This window comes from Catellatospora methionotrophica, from assembly GCF_011297335.1.
Classification (GTDB): Bacteria; Actinomycetota; Actinomycetes; order Mycobacteriales; family Micromonosporaceae; genus Catellatospora; species Catellatospora methionotrophica.
Window position 1 is genome coordinate 81,840 of record NZ_JAAOTJ010000005.1, and the last position, 12,880, is coordinate 94,719.

The 12,880-nt window shown below is 69.2% G+C and carries 14 protein-coding genes and 1 pseudogene; 10 read left to right on the forward strand and 5 right to left on the reverse strand.

What is annotated here, in order from left to right; all coding sequences use genetic code 11:
• Positions 1–35 precede the first annotated feature (35 nt).
• Positions 36–2,216, reverse strand: a complete 2,181-nt coding sequence (locus HAV40_RS14845) for a tetratricopeptide repeat protein (RefSeq protein ID WP_205694005.1) — start codon at positions 2,214–2,216, stop codon at positions 36–38.
• 94 nt (positions 2,217–2,310) lie between these two features.
• Positions 2,311–2,685, reverse strand: a complete 375-nt coding sequence (locus tag HAV40_RS14850; protein WP_166381565.1) for a hypothetical protein — start codon at positions 2,683–2,685, stop codon at positions 2,311–2,313.
• 84 nt (positions 2,686–2,769) lie between these two features.
• On the opposite strand from HAV40_RS14850, the gene HAV40_RS14855 reads away from it, so the two are divergent.
• The 3 genes and pseudogenes from HAV40_RS14855 to HAV40_RS39205 all read left to right on the forward strand — a co-directional run bounded on the left by HAV40_RS14855 (position 2,770) and on the right by HAV40_RS39205 (position 3,825).
• Positions 2,770–3,426, forward strand: coding sequence for an NB-ARC domain-containing protein (locus tag HAV40_RS14855; RefSeq protein WP_166381566.1), 657 nt, complete (start codon positions 2,770–2,772; stop codon positions 3,424–3,426).
• A gap of 10 nt (positions 3,427–3,436) precedes the next feature.
• Positions 3,437–3,535: pseudogene (locus HAV40_RS39200) on the forward strand (hypothetical protein); the annotation flags it as partial.
• 173 nt (positions 3,536–3,708) lie between these two features.
• Positions 3,709–3,825, forward strand: a complete 117-nt coding sequence (locus HAV40_RS39205) for a hypothetical protein (protein ID WP_409364958.1) — start codon at positions 3,709–3,711, stop codon at positions 3,823–3,825.
• 714 nt (positions 3,826–4,539) lie between these two features.
• Here the strand turns inward: HAV40_RS39205 and HAV40_RS14865 are convergent.
• From HAV40_RS14865 to HAV40_RS14875, 3 genes are all read right to left on the reverse strand, one after another.
• Positions 4,540–5,433 carry a hypothetical protein gene (locus tag HAV40_RS14865; RefSeq protein ID WP_166381567.1) on the reverse strand — a complete coding sequence of 298 codons (894 nt, stop codon included), beginning with the start codon at positions 5,431–5,433 and terminating at the stop codon, positions 4,540–4,542.
• Between the two features lie 338 nt (positions 5,434–5,771).
• Complete coding sequence (locus HAV40_RS14870) at positions 5,772–6,470, reverse strand: HAD family hydrolase (protein ID WP_166381568.1); 699 nt, start codon at positions 6,468–6,470, stop codon at positions 5,772–5,774.
• Positions 6,467–7,333, reverse strand: a complete 867-nt coding sequence (locus HAV40_RS14875; protein ID WP_166381569.1) for a GntR family transcriptional regulator — start codon at positions 7,331–7,333, stop codon at positions 6,467–6,469. Before HAV40_RS14875 ends, HAV40_RS14870 begins: the two co-directional genes overlap by 4 nt.
• 445 nt (positions 7,334–7,778) lie before the next feature.
• Here HAV40_RS14875 and HAV40_RS14880 point away from each other — a divergent pair, with 445 nt between their 5' ends.
• The 7 genes from HAV40_RS14880 (at position 7,779) to HAV40_RS14905 (ending at position 12,848) form a co-directional block, all read left to right on the forward strand.
• Positions 7,779–8,591 carry a GIN domain-containing protein gene (locus tag HAV40_RS14880; protein WP_166381570.1) on the forward strand — a complete coding sequence of 271 codons (813 nt, stop codon included), beginning with the start codon at positions 7,779–7,781 and terminating at the stop codon, positions 8,589–8,591.
• Between the two features lie 101 nt (positions 8,592–8,692).
• Positions 8,693–8,980, forward strand: coding sequence for a DUF6284 family protein (locus HAV40_RS14885; protein WP_166381571.1), 288 nt, complete (start codon positions 8,693–8,695; stop codon positions 8,978–8,980).
• Positions 8,964–9,242: a hypothetical protein gene (locus HAV40_RS14890; RefSeq protein ID WP_166381572.1), complete on the forward strand. Its 279-nt coding sequence runs from the start codon at positions 8,964–8,966 to the stop codon at positions 9,240–9,242. Before HAV40_RS14885 ends, HAV40_RS14890 begins: the two co-directional genes overlap by 17 nt.
• 22 nt (positions 9,243–9,264) lie before the next feature.
• A complete protein-coding gene (locus tag HAV40_RS14895; protein ID WP_166381573.1) occupies positions 9,265–10,146 on the forward strand; it encodes an ABC transporter permease in 882 nt (293 codons plus the stop codon).
• Complete coding sequence (locus tag HAV40_RS14900; protein ID WP_166381574.1) at positions 10,143–10,622, forward strand: hypothetical protein; 480 nt, start codon at positions 10,143–10,145, stop codon at positions 10,620–10,622. Before HAV40_RS14895 ends, HAV40_RS14900 begins: the two co-directional genes overlap by 4 nt.
• A gap of 149 nt (positions 10,623–10,771) precedes the next feature.
• On the forward strand, positions 10,772–11,323 hold the full coding sequence (locus HAV40_RS39095) for a hypothetical protein (RefSeq protein WP_308441019.1): 552 nt from the start codon (positions 10,772–10,774) through the stop codon (positions 11,321–11,323).
• Positions 11,226–12,848, forward strand: a complete 1,623-nt coding sequence (locus HAV40_RS14905) for an ATP-binding protein (RefSeq protein WP_308441018.1) — start codon at positions 11,226–11,228, stop codon at positions 12,846–12,848. Before HAV40_RS39095 ends, HAV40_RS14905 begins: the two co-directional genes overlap by 98 nt.
• Positions 12,849–12,880 lie beyond the last annotated feature (32 nt).

Genomic DNA, 12,880 nt, shown 5'->3' on the forward strand with positions numbered 1-12,880 from the left:
TCAGGGACGTTGAGTCCTTGTGAAGCAGTTCGTCCTCAGGTGCCGCCTAGGGCCCGCCCGCGCCAGTAGGCGAGGTTGTTGCGGGTGTTCAGGGTGTTGGGGTGGACGGGTCCGAGGACCCGCAGCCGGTCGTCCAGCAGCTGCTCGAACGCGGCGACCGCCCCGGCCGGGTCACCGGCCCGCCCGCGCCAGTAGGCGAGGTTGTTGCGGGTGGTCAGGGTGTTGGGGTGGTCGGGTCCGAGGACCCGCAGCCGGTCGTCCAGCAGCTGCTCGAACGCGGCGACCGCCCCGGCCGGGTCACCGGCCTGCCCTCGCCAGTTGGCGAGGTTGTTGCGGGCAGTCAGGGTGTTGGGGTGGTCGGGTCCGAGGACCCGCAGTTGGTCGGCCAGCAGCTGCTCGTACGCGGCGACCGCCCCGGCCGGGTCACCGGCCTGCCCCCGCCAGCTGGCGAGCTCGCTGCGGGTGGTCAGGGTGTCACGGTGGTCGGGTCCGAGGACCCGCAGTTGGTCAGCCAGCAGCTGCTCGAACGCGGCGCCCGCCCCGGCCGGGTCACCGGCCTGCCCCCGCCAGCTGGCGAGCTCGCTGCGGGTGGTCAGGGTGTCACGGTGGTCGGGTCCGAGGACCCGCAGGAAGTCGGCCAGCAGCTGCTCGTACGCGGCGCCCGCCCCGGCCGGGTCACCGGCCTGCCCCCGCCAGCTGGCGAGCTCGCTGCGGGTGGCCAGGGTGTCACGGTGGTCGGGTCCGAGGACCCGCAGGAAGTCGGCCAGCAGCTGCTCGTACGCGGCGCCCGCCCCGGCCGGGTCACCCGCCTGCCCCCGCCAGCTGGCGAGGTTGCCGCGGGTGGCCAGGGTGTCGGGGTGGTCGGGTCCGAGGCGCTGGTGTGCGGTGTGGTGCAGGCGCTGGTAGTAGTCGGCGGCTGCGTTGACCTGCCCGGTGTCGCCGAGGCGGGTACCCGCAGTGAACAGCACTACATGCCCGCCATGCTCAGGTGTCCAGAGCGGGTCGGGGTTGGTGTGGTGCAGGTGTTCGGTGTTGGCGCGCAGGGCCTGGCCGAGGTCCGGGTCGGTCTCGATGGGCGGCCACACGGCCTGGAGGGCGTCGGCGGCGGCGAGGGTGGCGCTGTCGCGGGCGCCGGCCGGGGTCTGGTCGCGGGTGGCGCGTTGGATGAGCGCGTGCACGCGCAGGCTGCGGGCGGGGTTGCCGGGGTCGTGGGTGGCCAGGTTCAGCAGGTGCAGGTTACGCACCGCGTCGTACACATCGTCGGCCGTGACCTGTGCGCCGGCTACGGTGGACAGCCAGTCCAGTACCGGCGCGGCGGTCAGCACGGGGGCGGGGATCCCGTTCGGGTCGAGCAGACTCGCCAACCGCAACACAGGCCGCGCCAGACCGGCCGGACGCAGGGTATCGGCATGCTCGATCGACAGGGACCAGGTCGCGGCAACGGTCGCACGGTGCTCGTCAGGCAGTGACTCGGGCTCGGGCAGGAAGTGTTCGAGGCTGCGGCGTCGGTCGGCGAGCCGACTGCGGTAGGTGCCGCATGTGATCTCCCGGTCGATGATGTATGCGGCGGCTTGGGCCAGAGCCAGGGGCAGGTATCCCAGGTCGGCGGCTACGCCGTCGATGTCGTTGTTCAGGCCGGGATGTGCTGTGAGTTTTGAGGTGAGGTATTCGTGAGCCTGGGCGGGGGTGAACAGGCCCACCTGGACCAGGACTCGGTTGTCACGGCGTAGGGCGGAGTCGCTGCGGCGGGTGGTGACCACCACCGACCCGGTCTCGGCCGCCGGGGGCCACCATCCGGTCAGGTCCGCCAGCCGGGTCAGGTCATCCAAGACCACGGCCCAGCGCCTGCCACTGTCAGCCAGCCAACGCAGCAGCCACTGCGCGGCCTGCTCGCCGTCCATGCGCGAGTCGATGCCGACAGCCACGGCGGCTTGTGCGTAGGCCGCCACGATGGACTGCCGTGAGCCTGCGTCGACCCAAAGCAGCAGGTCGACGCTTCTCCGCTGCCATAGGCCGTTGGCCCAGTCTGCGGCCAGCTGGGTCTTGCCGACCCCGCCCATTCCCGACAGCACCTGTGTAAGCACCACCGTTCCGCTCTCGCCCGCGGGTAGCAGAGCTTGCTGGTCGGGCCGGGGCTGCCAGCAGTCAGCCAGCGGCGGCACCCGCCCCACCGCGACCGGCCAGGTCGGTTCGGGCCGGTCGCCAAAGAGGTTCACCTGCGTGCCTTCGCCGATGTGCAGACCTCTGGCACGAGGTGCGGTGATGTCGTACCGCGCTGGGGTGTCGTCGGTCATGGGGTCGGAGCCGCAGTCAGTTGTAGGTGTTGGTCTGGGTGTTGTGGTCGCCGATCATCAGGCCCTTGGCGTCGGGCGCGTTGATGGAGTACTTCGTCCCGGCCGCGCGCAGCAGGTCCAGCAGCTTCTGGGCGGCTTGCTGTGTCGGATCGTCGACACCGGCTGCGGCCAGCTGCTCAGTGAGCGCGGTCTGGCGGTCTTCGGCGGTGCCATTGGCCTGCTCGACCAGGGCAATGCTCTGTTCGTCGTCGGCACCATTGCGGCGCAGTCGCCTCGCCACCAGGCCCTTGAGCGTGTCGTACGCGTCGGCGATCAGCTTCGTCGCCGTGCCGGCCAACCCGGCTTTCGCGCCCTCTTCCAGGGCCATGACCACCAGCGTTACCGGATCCATGCCTACCCCCAGCGTTCGTCCATCCGTCTCGTGCCTCCACACTAGAACCAGGCCGATACAACAATGTCGATCAAGGGGGCGTAGGTGGGAGCCGACCGACCCGACTTCTCCGTCGATGCCAGCAGCGCGCAAGGCCAGCAGATCGGCGAGAGCAACACCCAGCACAACCACTACTACGGCACGTCCCCGCATGTGACGTGGCCGTTGCGGGTGGGCGTGGTGCCGCCGCTGGCGGACTGTCTGCAAGACCGGCAGGCCGAGCAGGAGGCGCTGTCCGAAGGGTCGGGCAAGACGACGGTGCTGGTGCAGACGCGGGTGCTGTCGGGGATGGGCGGAGTCGGAAAGACGCAGCTGGCCGCAGGCCACGCTGAGATGTTGTGGGAACAGCGGCTGCTGGACGTGCTGGTGTGGGTGCCTGCCGGGTCGCGGGTCTCGGTGGTCGACAGCTACACCGACGCCGCCCGCCAACTCGGCGTGGACTTCGGTCAGGTCGGTGAGCAGGCCGCTGTCCGGCTGTTGGGCTGGCTGGCCGCAACCGGTCGGCGGTGGCTGGTCGTCCTCGACGACCTGGCCGACCCCGACGACGTCCGCGGGGTGAACAGGCCGACGTCGACCAGGCGGCGGCCGTTACCGGTCAGGGCGGTGTCGCGGCTGCGGGTCGTGTCCACCACCGACCCGGCCGGATTGCGCGGCGGCCACAGACCGCGGCAGCCTCGCCAGCTGGCGGGGGCAGGCGGGTGACCCGGCCGGGGCGGTCGCCGTGTTCGAGCAGCTGCTGGACGACTTGCTGTGGGTCCTCGGACCCGACCACCGTGACACCCTGACCACCCGCAGCGAGCTCGCCTACTGGCGGGGGCGGGCCGGTGACCCGGCTGGGGCAGCCGCCGCGCTCGAGCAGGTGCTGGACGACCGGCTGCGGGTCCTTGGACCCGACCACCCCGACACCCTGACCACCCGCGCCAACCTCGCCCGCTCTCTGGGGCAGGCCGGTGACCCGGCCGGGCAGCCGCCGCCTGCGAACAGGTGCTGGCCGACAGGCTGCGGGTCCTCGGACCCGACCACCCCCACCCCCACACCTTGACCACCCGCCACAACCTCGCCCACTGGCGGAGGCAGGCTAGCTATATCCCCTCCGACTAAGGCCCCGGTGGTTTTCAAGACCACGTGTGGAACTGGCCGTGAGCTGCGGCAACGTCGATCATCTGCGGAACCTCTCCGTGCATTCTCCGGAGCACCCCTGCGGGCCGACCCGTGGACGCCTACGGCATATCCATCACTAACCAAGTTGATGAAGCTGTTTCAAAGTAGTCAACCGGATTCGGACACGCCTTGGATGGCTGAACCAAATGGGGGCGGGATCAAAGTTGATCTCGATACCTCCGCCTCCTTTTGGTTCAGCCATCACCCAACCACCTGGCCGCCGCCGACCGCGAAGCGTCCGCAGTAATGAGGCTCGCGAAGCGAGTCGTCCTATGCTCTTCTCCCCCGCCCGCCGGCGCGAGCCGATCGCCCGCGCCAGGCGGTGACAGCGGTGACACGGTGACAATCCCGCCTACGCGGCCACGTATGCGCAGGTCAGACCGCTCAAACTGCTGTCACCGCCCCGCGATGACAGGCGGTGACAACGGTGACAGGGAAGATCAAGAACTATCCTGGCTTGGCTGCGCGCCGGAAGCGGTGACAGCGGTGACACGGTGACAATCGCATTCCAACGGCGACAAGAGGGCAGGTCACAGCCCTGTACCGCTGTCACCGCCGGGCGGTGACAGGCGGTGACAACGGTGACAGCGCCTGGCGGCAGAGCGACGCCATCGGCTGAGGACACCTGGGCGACGCCACGTTGTCGCCCACGGGTCAGGGCAAGCGCGAGATCAATCCGGCGTTGAACCATTGCACAAGCGTGACAGCCACGGCTACAGCTACCCGAGCTTCATCCATCGATACGTTCCCTGGTGCCGAAGGCTGTCCACCGTGACGATCATGCTGTCCATGCCACAGCATCCGCAGCATGCCGATGACAACGGATGATGAGGCGGCATTGCTATGCTCGCGGTCCATCGGCAGTCGCCAATCATTCTGATCCTCAAGCTGCCTAAGTACCGTCCCAAGCGTCGCACGCAAGTTTGTTGGGGACACCACAGGCACAGCGGCGTCTTCAACAGCCAAAATGGCTAACCGGTATGCCTCACTAGCGCTGGGAGTTAGTCCGTATACCTCCTCCCACGCCTTCGCTAGTCGCGCTCCCGCCCGTCCTGCACGTGCCATCACGGATTCAGCAGCGATCTGCACGCCAACGGGGACACGGCGAACCAGCCCTGGGCGATCACCCCTGCTGCCGACCGTGTATGCCGATTTACTGCGACCCAAAATGCCGTCGAGGTCTGTGGCCTTCGCGTGGCCGTCATGGGCGAGCAGGTAATCCGCGACCTGGAGAGGCGCATCATGTTGCCTTAGAACAGACATGGCAGTTTTGAGCTGTGCCGCGCCGATGTCCTGCCCGGTGCCAGCGGCGCGGACGTCAGGCAGAGGAATCTTGAGGATCTGGCACATGTCTTCCGCCAAAGCGGTGTCAAGCATCGGAAAGCGTCCGCTTCCATCGCGATAGCTACGGATCACGATCAGTGCATCTCTAACCCATGCCCAGTATGCCGAAGCCATCCATTCCGGAACTCCGTCATGGAGTGCATCGAATTGGGCGATCTGATCTTCTGTCTCAACGCCAAGTGGTCGCCACGCATCTTCGGTCACGCAACAATTGTTCCATCCTGAGCGCCTTGCCGGTCCACGCATATTTGGCGGCTACAGCTACGGCATGAACCCGCGAATCTCGTCTCGCCGAAGAACCTCAGCAGACTGAGCCCACAGTCGGTAGGCCAACGCCACACGCCGCCCGCGCCGACGCCGCAACGCGCTCGACCTCGCCCAGCTTCGTCGCACCGAACAGCCGCAGGAGGCCCAGCGCGCCGCCACCAGCGCCGCCGCAGCATGCTGCCACCAGGAACACGAAGAGGCCGCCGATGGCGGCCCCTGCGCGTCTGTTCTTGCGAGTTGAGTCGATCGTCACTCGATGCTCGTAAATCGTTGGATCAAGCTCCGTGAAGCGCATGTACTAGCTCTGCCATGCCTTCGCGCCCTTCAACGACGGTAGTGGCACCGGCCCGTTGGAGCGCTTCGGCCTTCCCTGCCTTGTTGGCAAAGCCGATGCTTCGCACGCCCGCGATGACTGCCACCTCGATATCGGTGGTTGAGTCGCCGACAAGCACTGCGCTGCCGGCCTCCGCGCTGAGCTGTCGCAGCGCCTCGCCAACCGCCCACGGGTCCGGCTTCATCAAGTCAGGGCGTGAGTGAGGCCGCCCCACGATGGGGCCGACGCCTTCGCGGAGCTGGTGCCGTTCTAGGTAGCTGGCGATGGCCTCTGCCGAGTTGTTGCTAACGATCGCGATGGGCTTCCCGACCGCTCCCGCCTTACGTATGAAGTCGAACGCATACGGCGTCGCATCGGCAATAGCCACCGCCTTCATCTCCGCCGCACGCAGGCAGTCTTCGACCTCCCTGAGCGTCTGATCGCCGAGCGTCGCGGCGTACCGCAAGACTTCCAGGGGATCTCGCTGAACCTCGATGGAGGGTGGAAGGCTGAACGAGTGTCGGTGAATGACTTCGCGACAGTGTGCGGCCACGGTCATATCGCTGATCCCGGAGAACACTCCACAGACCGGCCCGTCGAAATCGAGCAGGATAATGCGTGATCCGTTAAGGATCTCCCCGACCGTCAGGTCGTCGCTCACTCCGGCACCTCGTGCGCGATAGTGGCCCACACGGACTCGAACCAGTTCCGGGCCTGCTCGATGAACGTGGGGTCCGTGGCGGTGGGGTCATCGGTGGCCAGGAAGTGCATGAGCGTGGCGTCCTTGCCCATGGCATCGAAGATCGCGACCTGTTCACCCTTGATCGCGACAGCGTGCTGCATGACGGGGTAGAAGCCGAAGAACACCTCCTCCCCGTTCAGGATGTAGAGCTTGAACATCGCCCCCGCACGATGAAACCGCACCTCAGAGCGAGCTTCCTTCACTAGCCCAAGGGCACCGAGTTCGGCGATCGTGTCTGCGATGGCCTCGGTGTGACGCCGAACGATCCTGTTCATGCGCTGCCGTACGCCTGGGTCATCCGTGCCATCCGGCGCGAGGGTTGGCAGTGCCGTTGGCTGGGTCATGTCTGGCAGGAGCATGCGCACGACCAGCGATCTTGGCGTGAGCTGCCCTGCGCGAATCTTGTCCAGCGGCTCGGCGAGGATGCCGTGCAGTGTCTCGGCTGACAGTCCAGCGAAGTCGATCGTTACCACATCGCTGGTGAACAGGTCTTCGACGTGAGGGCGAAGGCCCACCGGCCGCTCACTCTGGGCTCTCACGAATGCCCCGCTGCCCTGGCGGGTGACGATGAGCCGTTCGTCTCGCAGCGTCCTCAGGGCCGCCTTCACAGTCTCGCGCGCGACGCCGTAGTGGTCCGCGAGTTCGGACTGGGTGGGCAGGCGTTCGCCTGGCCCGTAGCTGCCGCCTCGTATGGCGGCGCGCAGCACGTTCGCAATCTGTTGGGACGCGGGTCGACCGTCATCCGGATTGAGGGCACCCAGGCCCTCTAGCTGCGTACTCATGTCGCGGACTCTACACCTGACTAGCCAAGCCAGGAAAGTTTTCCTCAGCGGATTGACATGGCTAGCCAAGTGAGCCTAACGTCAGGACATCGGAAGTTGGCTAGCCAAGATGGTCAACGACCGGATCGGGCTTGGCTCGGGATGACTTCCTGTGTGCCTGTAAGTGCTGGTGCCTGCCTGTTTGTTGAGAACTTCATAGCGATCTCTCGGGCCGTCGCCTCCCGGAAAAGGCGACCAGCACGGCATAGGTCTGTGCATCAACGAAGGGGCGGCCCGGAACGTGCTGGGCCGCCCCGCGTCGCAAGCCACCTCGCGCGCCGCTCGGCGTGCGGACGACCTCCATGGAGCTGGGACACGCGGCCCAGCTCGGCGGTGGCCGCCATGGTGGCGACCAGCACGGCCCGCCCGATCGGGCGGGTCCGCCCCTACTGAACAGGGAGCAACTGTGATCGACACCTACCGCGCCGCGTCGCTGCACCTGGCCAACCTGGGCAACGCCGTGGTCGTCGTGGACGACCTCACGCCGCCCGGAAAGATCGTGGTGAGCGTGATCGGCTCCGCCGAGTCCGAGCAGGCCGTCACCGTCCGCGTGGACGGCGACGAGCTGCACGTGTCCGGCCCGTACAACACCGGCACCGTCGTCACCTCCGGTGGCGGGGTGAACATCGTGTCCGGCAACGCCAGCGTCGGGACCATGGTCGGCCAGATCAGCGGCGGCATGGTCCAGATCGGCAGTAGCGGGATCGTGATCGCTGGCGGTACTGGCGAGGTCATCGTCAACGGACGCCGGATCAACCTCGACGACATCCCGCAGGCCCCGGCCCCGGCCCGCGTCAAGGTCACCGTCCGGACCGGCACCCCGGTCACCATCACCGACACCACGATCGGCAACTACCGCATCGGCTCGACCCGTGGCCCGCTCACGGTCAGCGGGTCGATGACGACGGTGGAGGGGGGCAGCGTCGGCGCGACCCGCCTGCGCGTGAAGGGCAACGGGGACGTCCGCATCGACGAGGTCACCGGCCCGCGCCTGGCCGTGACCGTGTCCGGCACGGGCAGCGTCGTGGTCAAGGGCGGCCAGGTCGAGGAGATGACGGCACGGGTGTCCGGCACCGGAGGCGTCGCGTTCAACGGCACCGTCAACGGCCCGGCCGAGCTGGAGGTATCCGGCGTCGGCGGGATCGCCGTCCACCGCGTCACCGGCCCCATCGACCGCTACACCTCCGGCATCGGGCGCATCACCGTCCGCCACCGCTGACCAGCGTGGATAGCCGGTCGGCCCATCAGCAAGCGACCCCAGCGGGGGGCCATCCCCGCTGGGGTCTTCGCACCCATCCCTACCTGCAAGGAGAGACAACGATGCCTCGCCAGGCTATCGCGTCGGCCTACGCCGACGAACCGACCGGCCCGACCGCTGCGGAGCTTGCGGCGATCGAGCTGGAGTGGCCGCTGATCGCGGCCGAACTGGAAGTGACCAGCGCCGAAATCGTCCTGCTGACCAGCACCGCGCCGACTGAGCTGGACTGGCGCAGGCTTCGCCGCGCCGAGCGGCAACGGCTCCGCGTCCTGGCCGAGTTGGCCGCCGCCGAGGCCGCCCGCGTGCGGCCCGCCCCGATCGGGCGGAGGCGGCATGTCCGGGCAGCTTGACCTGTTTACCGGCGCGACCGTCGACCAGGCCGCGCCCGCCGCGCTCAAGCCGACCGGCCGCCTGGAGCCGGGCCAGGTCCGCTACGTCGCGTTCGCCGGTCACCGCGACTGCGACGACTGCTGGCGCGACCAGCGCGCCGCCAAGGGTGCCGCACCGCCGCGCCGCCGCGCAACCTGCGTCCGTGAGACCACCGAGGGCCGCAGATACCTGTGTGGCCAGCACAAAACCGACCGTGCCGCCCACTACCACAAACCCCGCTGATCACGCCTCAAAGGAGAAGACCATGACTGCACCTGCCAGCGTTTACCCCGTCGCCGTCGCCGACCTGGTCGACGACTTCCAGGCGTGGGCCAAGGAGCTGGGCGACGCGCCCTCCCACCGCGCCACCATGAAGCGCTTCCGGATCGGCACCGACAAGGCCCGTGCGCTCCTGTCGACCCTGCCGACCGACACCCCGGACGAGCCCACCACCCCCGCCCCGGACGCGGCCCCGGTCGCGCTGCTCGACCCGCCCGCGCCGGTCGCCCCGGTGCTGCCGGAGGTGACCGCCGAGCCGATCACGGCCCCGGCCGAGCTGCTGTACCGGGTGGACGTGGCCGCGCCCCCGAAGATCACACCGCCTGCGGCTGAGCGGGTCACCCCGGCGCACACGACGGCCCCCGTCGCCGTGCCGATCCCGGTGCCCGCTCCGGCCCCGATCGCGCCCGCCGTCCGGGTGCGTCCGAAGCCGCGCGTGCGTACCTGGCCGATCCTGGTCGTGGGCCTGGGCGCGTTCATCGCGATCTGGGCCGGGTGGGTGGAGCTGGGACGGCTAACCGGCTTCGGTGTGGTTCACCCGCTGCCGGGGATCTGGGACAGCCTCAAGATTGACACCGCCATCACGCTGCCGCTGGGCATGGACGCCTACGCCGCGTTCGCGCTCAAGGTCTGGTTCACCCCCGACATCTCCGCCCGCGCCCGCAAGTTCGCCCGCTGGTCCACGATCGTGTCCCTGCTGGTCGGCATGTGCGGGCAGGTCGCCTATCACCTGATGGCCGCGCAGGGCATCACGTCGGCCCCATGGCAGATCACCACCGCCGTGTCCTGCCTGCCCGTCATCGTCCTCGGACTGGCCTCCGGCCTGGTCCACCTGGTCCGCGCCGACCAGGAAGCCGACGAGCAGTGAGCGCCGCCGCCGACGTGCTGGCCGGTGTCCTGCTGGACATCGAGGCCGCCGACACCAGCTACGGACTGCGGGCCGCGCTGGTCATCCGAGCACTGCACCTGGCCGTCGACCTGGGCTACCCGGCCGGGATCGGCCACGACCCCCACGGCCTGGACGGCTACCGCGTCGTGGTCTACATCGACCTTCCCGGCGCGGGCCAGTGCTCGTGGCACATGCGTGAGTACCCCGCCCCGTGGGACGGCCACAGCACCGCCGATAAGTACGCCCGCATCCACACCTACGCCAACGCCCAGCCCAACTGGGCGGGGCAGTCACCCGCCAGCACCGACCCGAAGGAGACAGCCGTAATGGCCAAGGACCTCGACGCCCAGCTCCGCGAGATCGCCGAGCAGGCCCGCCGTGACGACGACGCCCGCAAGGCCGCTGTAGCCGAGCAGATGCGCCGAAACATCGAGGCCAACACCAAGAAGAAGTAGCCACCGACCGGCCACCTCCGTGCCGGCCAGACCGGAACCGGTCTGGCCGGTGCGGTGGCCGCCAGATCGGCGACCAGACGGGGACACGGCCCGCCCTGCCAAGAACCGGCCGTGCCCCTGTTACCCCTCACAGAAGGAGTGAGCACAGTATGACCAGCGAAGACTCCCGGATCGACTGGGACGCCTACGAAGCCGAACTCCACCCCGACCAGGCCGCGCCGGACGTCGCCGTCGACGACCCGGCGCTGAGCTTCGACCACCCGCGCACGGCACGGCGTGAGCCGATCCTGCCCGCCTGGGCACGCTCGCGCGCCGCGTTCACCTCGCAGGTGTCCTGGGCCTTCCAGCACCTCACCCACGCCACCGGCTACCACCTGGCCCGCAGCCCGATCTACGCGGGCAAGCTCGCCGCCTACTCGCTGGTCGGCCTGGGCCGGTCGGTGTTCGGCGCGGGCCGGTGGGTGTTCGACCTGGAAGGCGCACCCGTCCGGCACGTCGCCGTGCGCCGCGAGGACGCCGCCGAGTACCTGAAGCTGTCGGCCCAGCGCGACAGCCGCGTGCGCCTGCGCGGCTTCGTCGCCCTGGGCGCGACCATCGCCCTGGGTGGCTGGAGTCGCCATCGCCGCCGCGCCGGGCTGGGTTCAGGCCCTCGCGGTGGCGGGTGCGGTGGCGGTGTTCGGGTGGATCGGCCGCTCGGCTGACCGGCCGATCGTGACCGCCGCCGTGGTCACCACCCGCGTCGCCCGCCTTACCGCGGATTCGGTGGTCGGCGCGCTGTCGGTGCTGGGCCTGGCGGGCATCAACCAGGCCCTCGGCAAGAACCCGAAGGCGGTCGGGTTCGCCGCGCCGATCTCCCGCGACGGTGCGGGGTGGCGGGCCGATGTCGACCTGCCCCCGGGCGTGACCGCAGGTGACGTGATGGAACGCCGGGACCGCCTGGCGTCCGGCCTGTCCCGGCCCCTCGGATGTGTGTGGCCGGAGGCTCAGCCGCACATCCACCCCGGCCGCCTGGTCCTGTGGGTCGGCGACCAGGACATCGCGACCGCCAAACCGGCCACGTGGCCGCTGCTGCGCGGCGGGCAGGTCGACGTGTTCAAGCCGCTGCCGTTCGGCGTCGACCCGCGCGGGCGGGCCGTCCTGCTGCCGATGGTCTACTCCAACCTGCTCATCGGGTCGATCCCCGGCATGGGCAAGACGTTCAGCCTGAGGGTGCCGCTGGTGGGCGCGTCTCTGGACCCCCTGGTGCGGCTGTGGGTGTTCGAGCTGAAGGGCACCGGGGACCTGGAGCCGGTCGCGAAGGTGGCCGAGCGCTACGCCTCCGGAGCTGACGACGACGCGGCCGAAGCGGCGCTGATCGGGCTGCGGGACCTGCGCAAGGAGCTGTCGCGTAGGGCTGACGTCATCAAGGGCTTGCCGCGTGAGCTGTGCCCGGAGAACAAGGTGACCCGCGAGCTGGCCGCGCGGCGGGAGCTGGGGTTGCAGATCCTGGTGTGCGCGATCGACGAGTGCCAGGAGCTGTTCTCGCACCCGGAGTTCGGCAAGGAGGCCGCCGACCTGGCCGAACGCATCATCAAGCTCGGGCGGGCGCTGGGCGTGGTGCTGATCCTGGCCACCCAGCGCCCCGACGCCAAGTCCCTGCCCACCGGCGTGTCCGCCAACGTGGGCACCCGGTTCAGCCTGCGGGTCATGGGCCAGGTCGAGAACGACATGGTGCTCGGCACGTCGGCGTACCGCAACGGGCTGCGGGCCACGATGTTCACCAACCGGGACAAGGGCGTGGGCTACCTGGTCGGCGCGACCGACGAGCCCACGATCGTGAAGACCTACTACCTCGACGGCCCGGCCGCCGAGAAGGTCACCGACCGCGCCCGCGCGCTGCGCCTGGCCGCTGGGACCCTGACCGGCTACGCCGCTGGCCAGGACACCACCGCGCCGAGAGACACACTGCTGGAAGACATCCTGACCGTCCTTCCGGCCGGCGAGCCCAAGGCGTGGTCTGAGGTCATCGCCGACCGCCTCGCCCAGCTCCGCCCGGACGTGTACGGCGGGTGGGGTGCCGAGCAGGTGGCCGCCGCCCTCAAGCCCCACGGCGTAGGCACCGGGCAGGTGTTCCGCACGGACCCCGCAACGGGCAAGGGTGCCAACCGGCGCGGCATCACCCGCGACCACATCAGCCGGGCGCTCACCGAACGTGACGGCAAGCCCCGCCGCGACGACGCGGCCTGACCGTACGAACCGGGACCAACCCGACAGCGGTA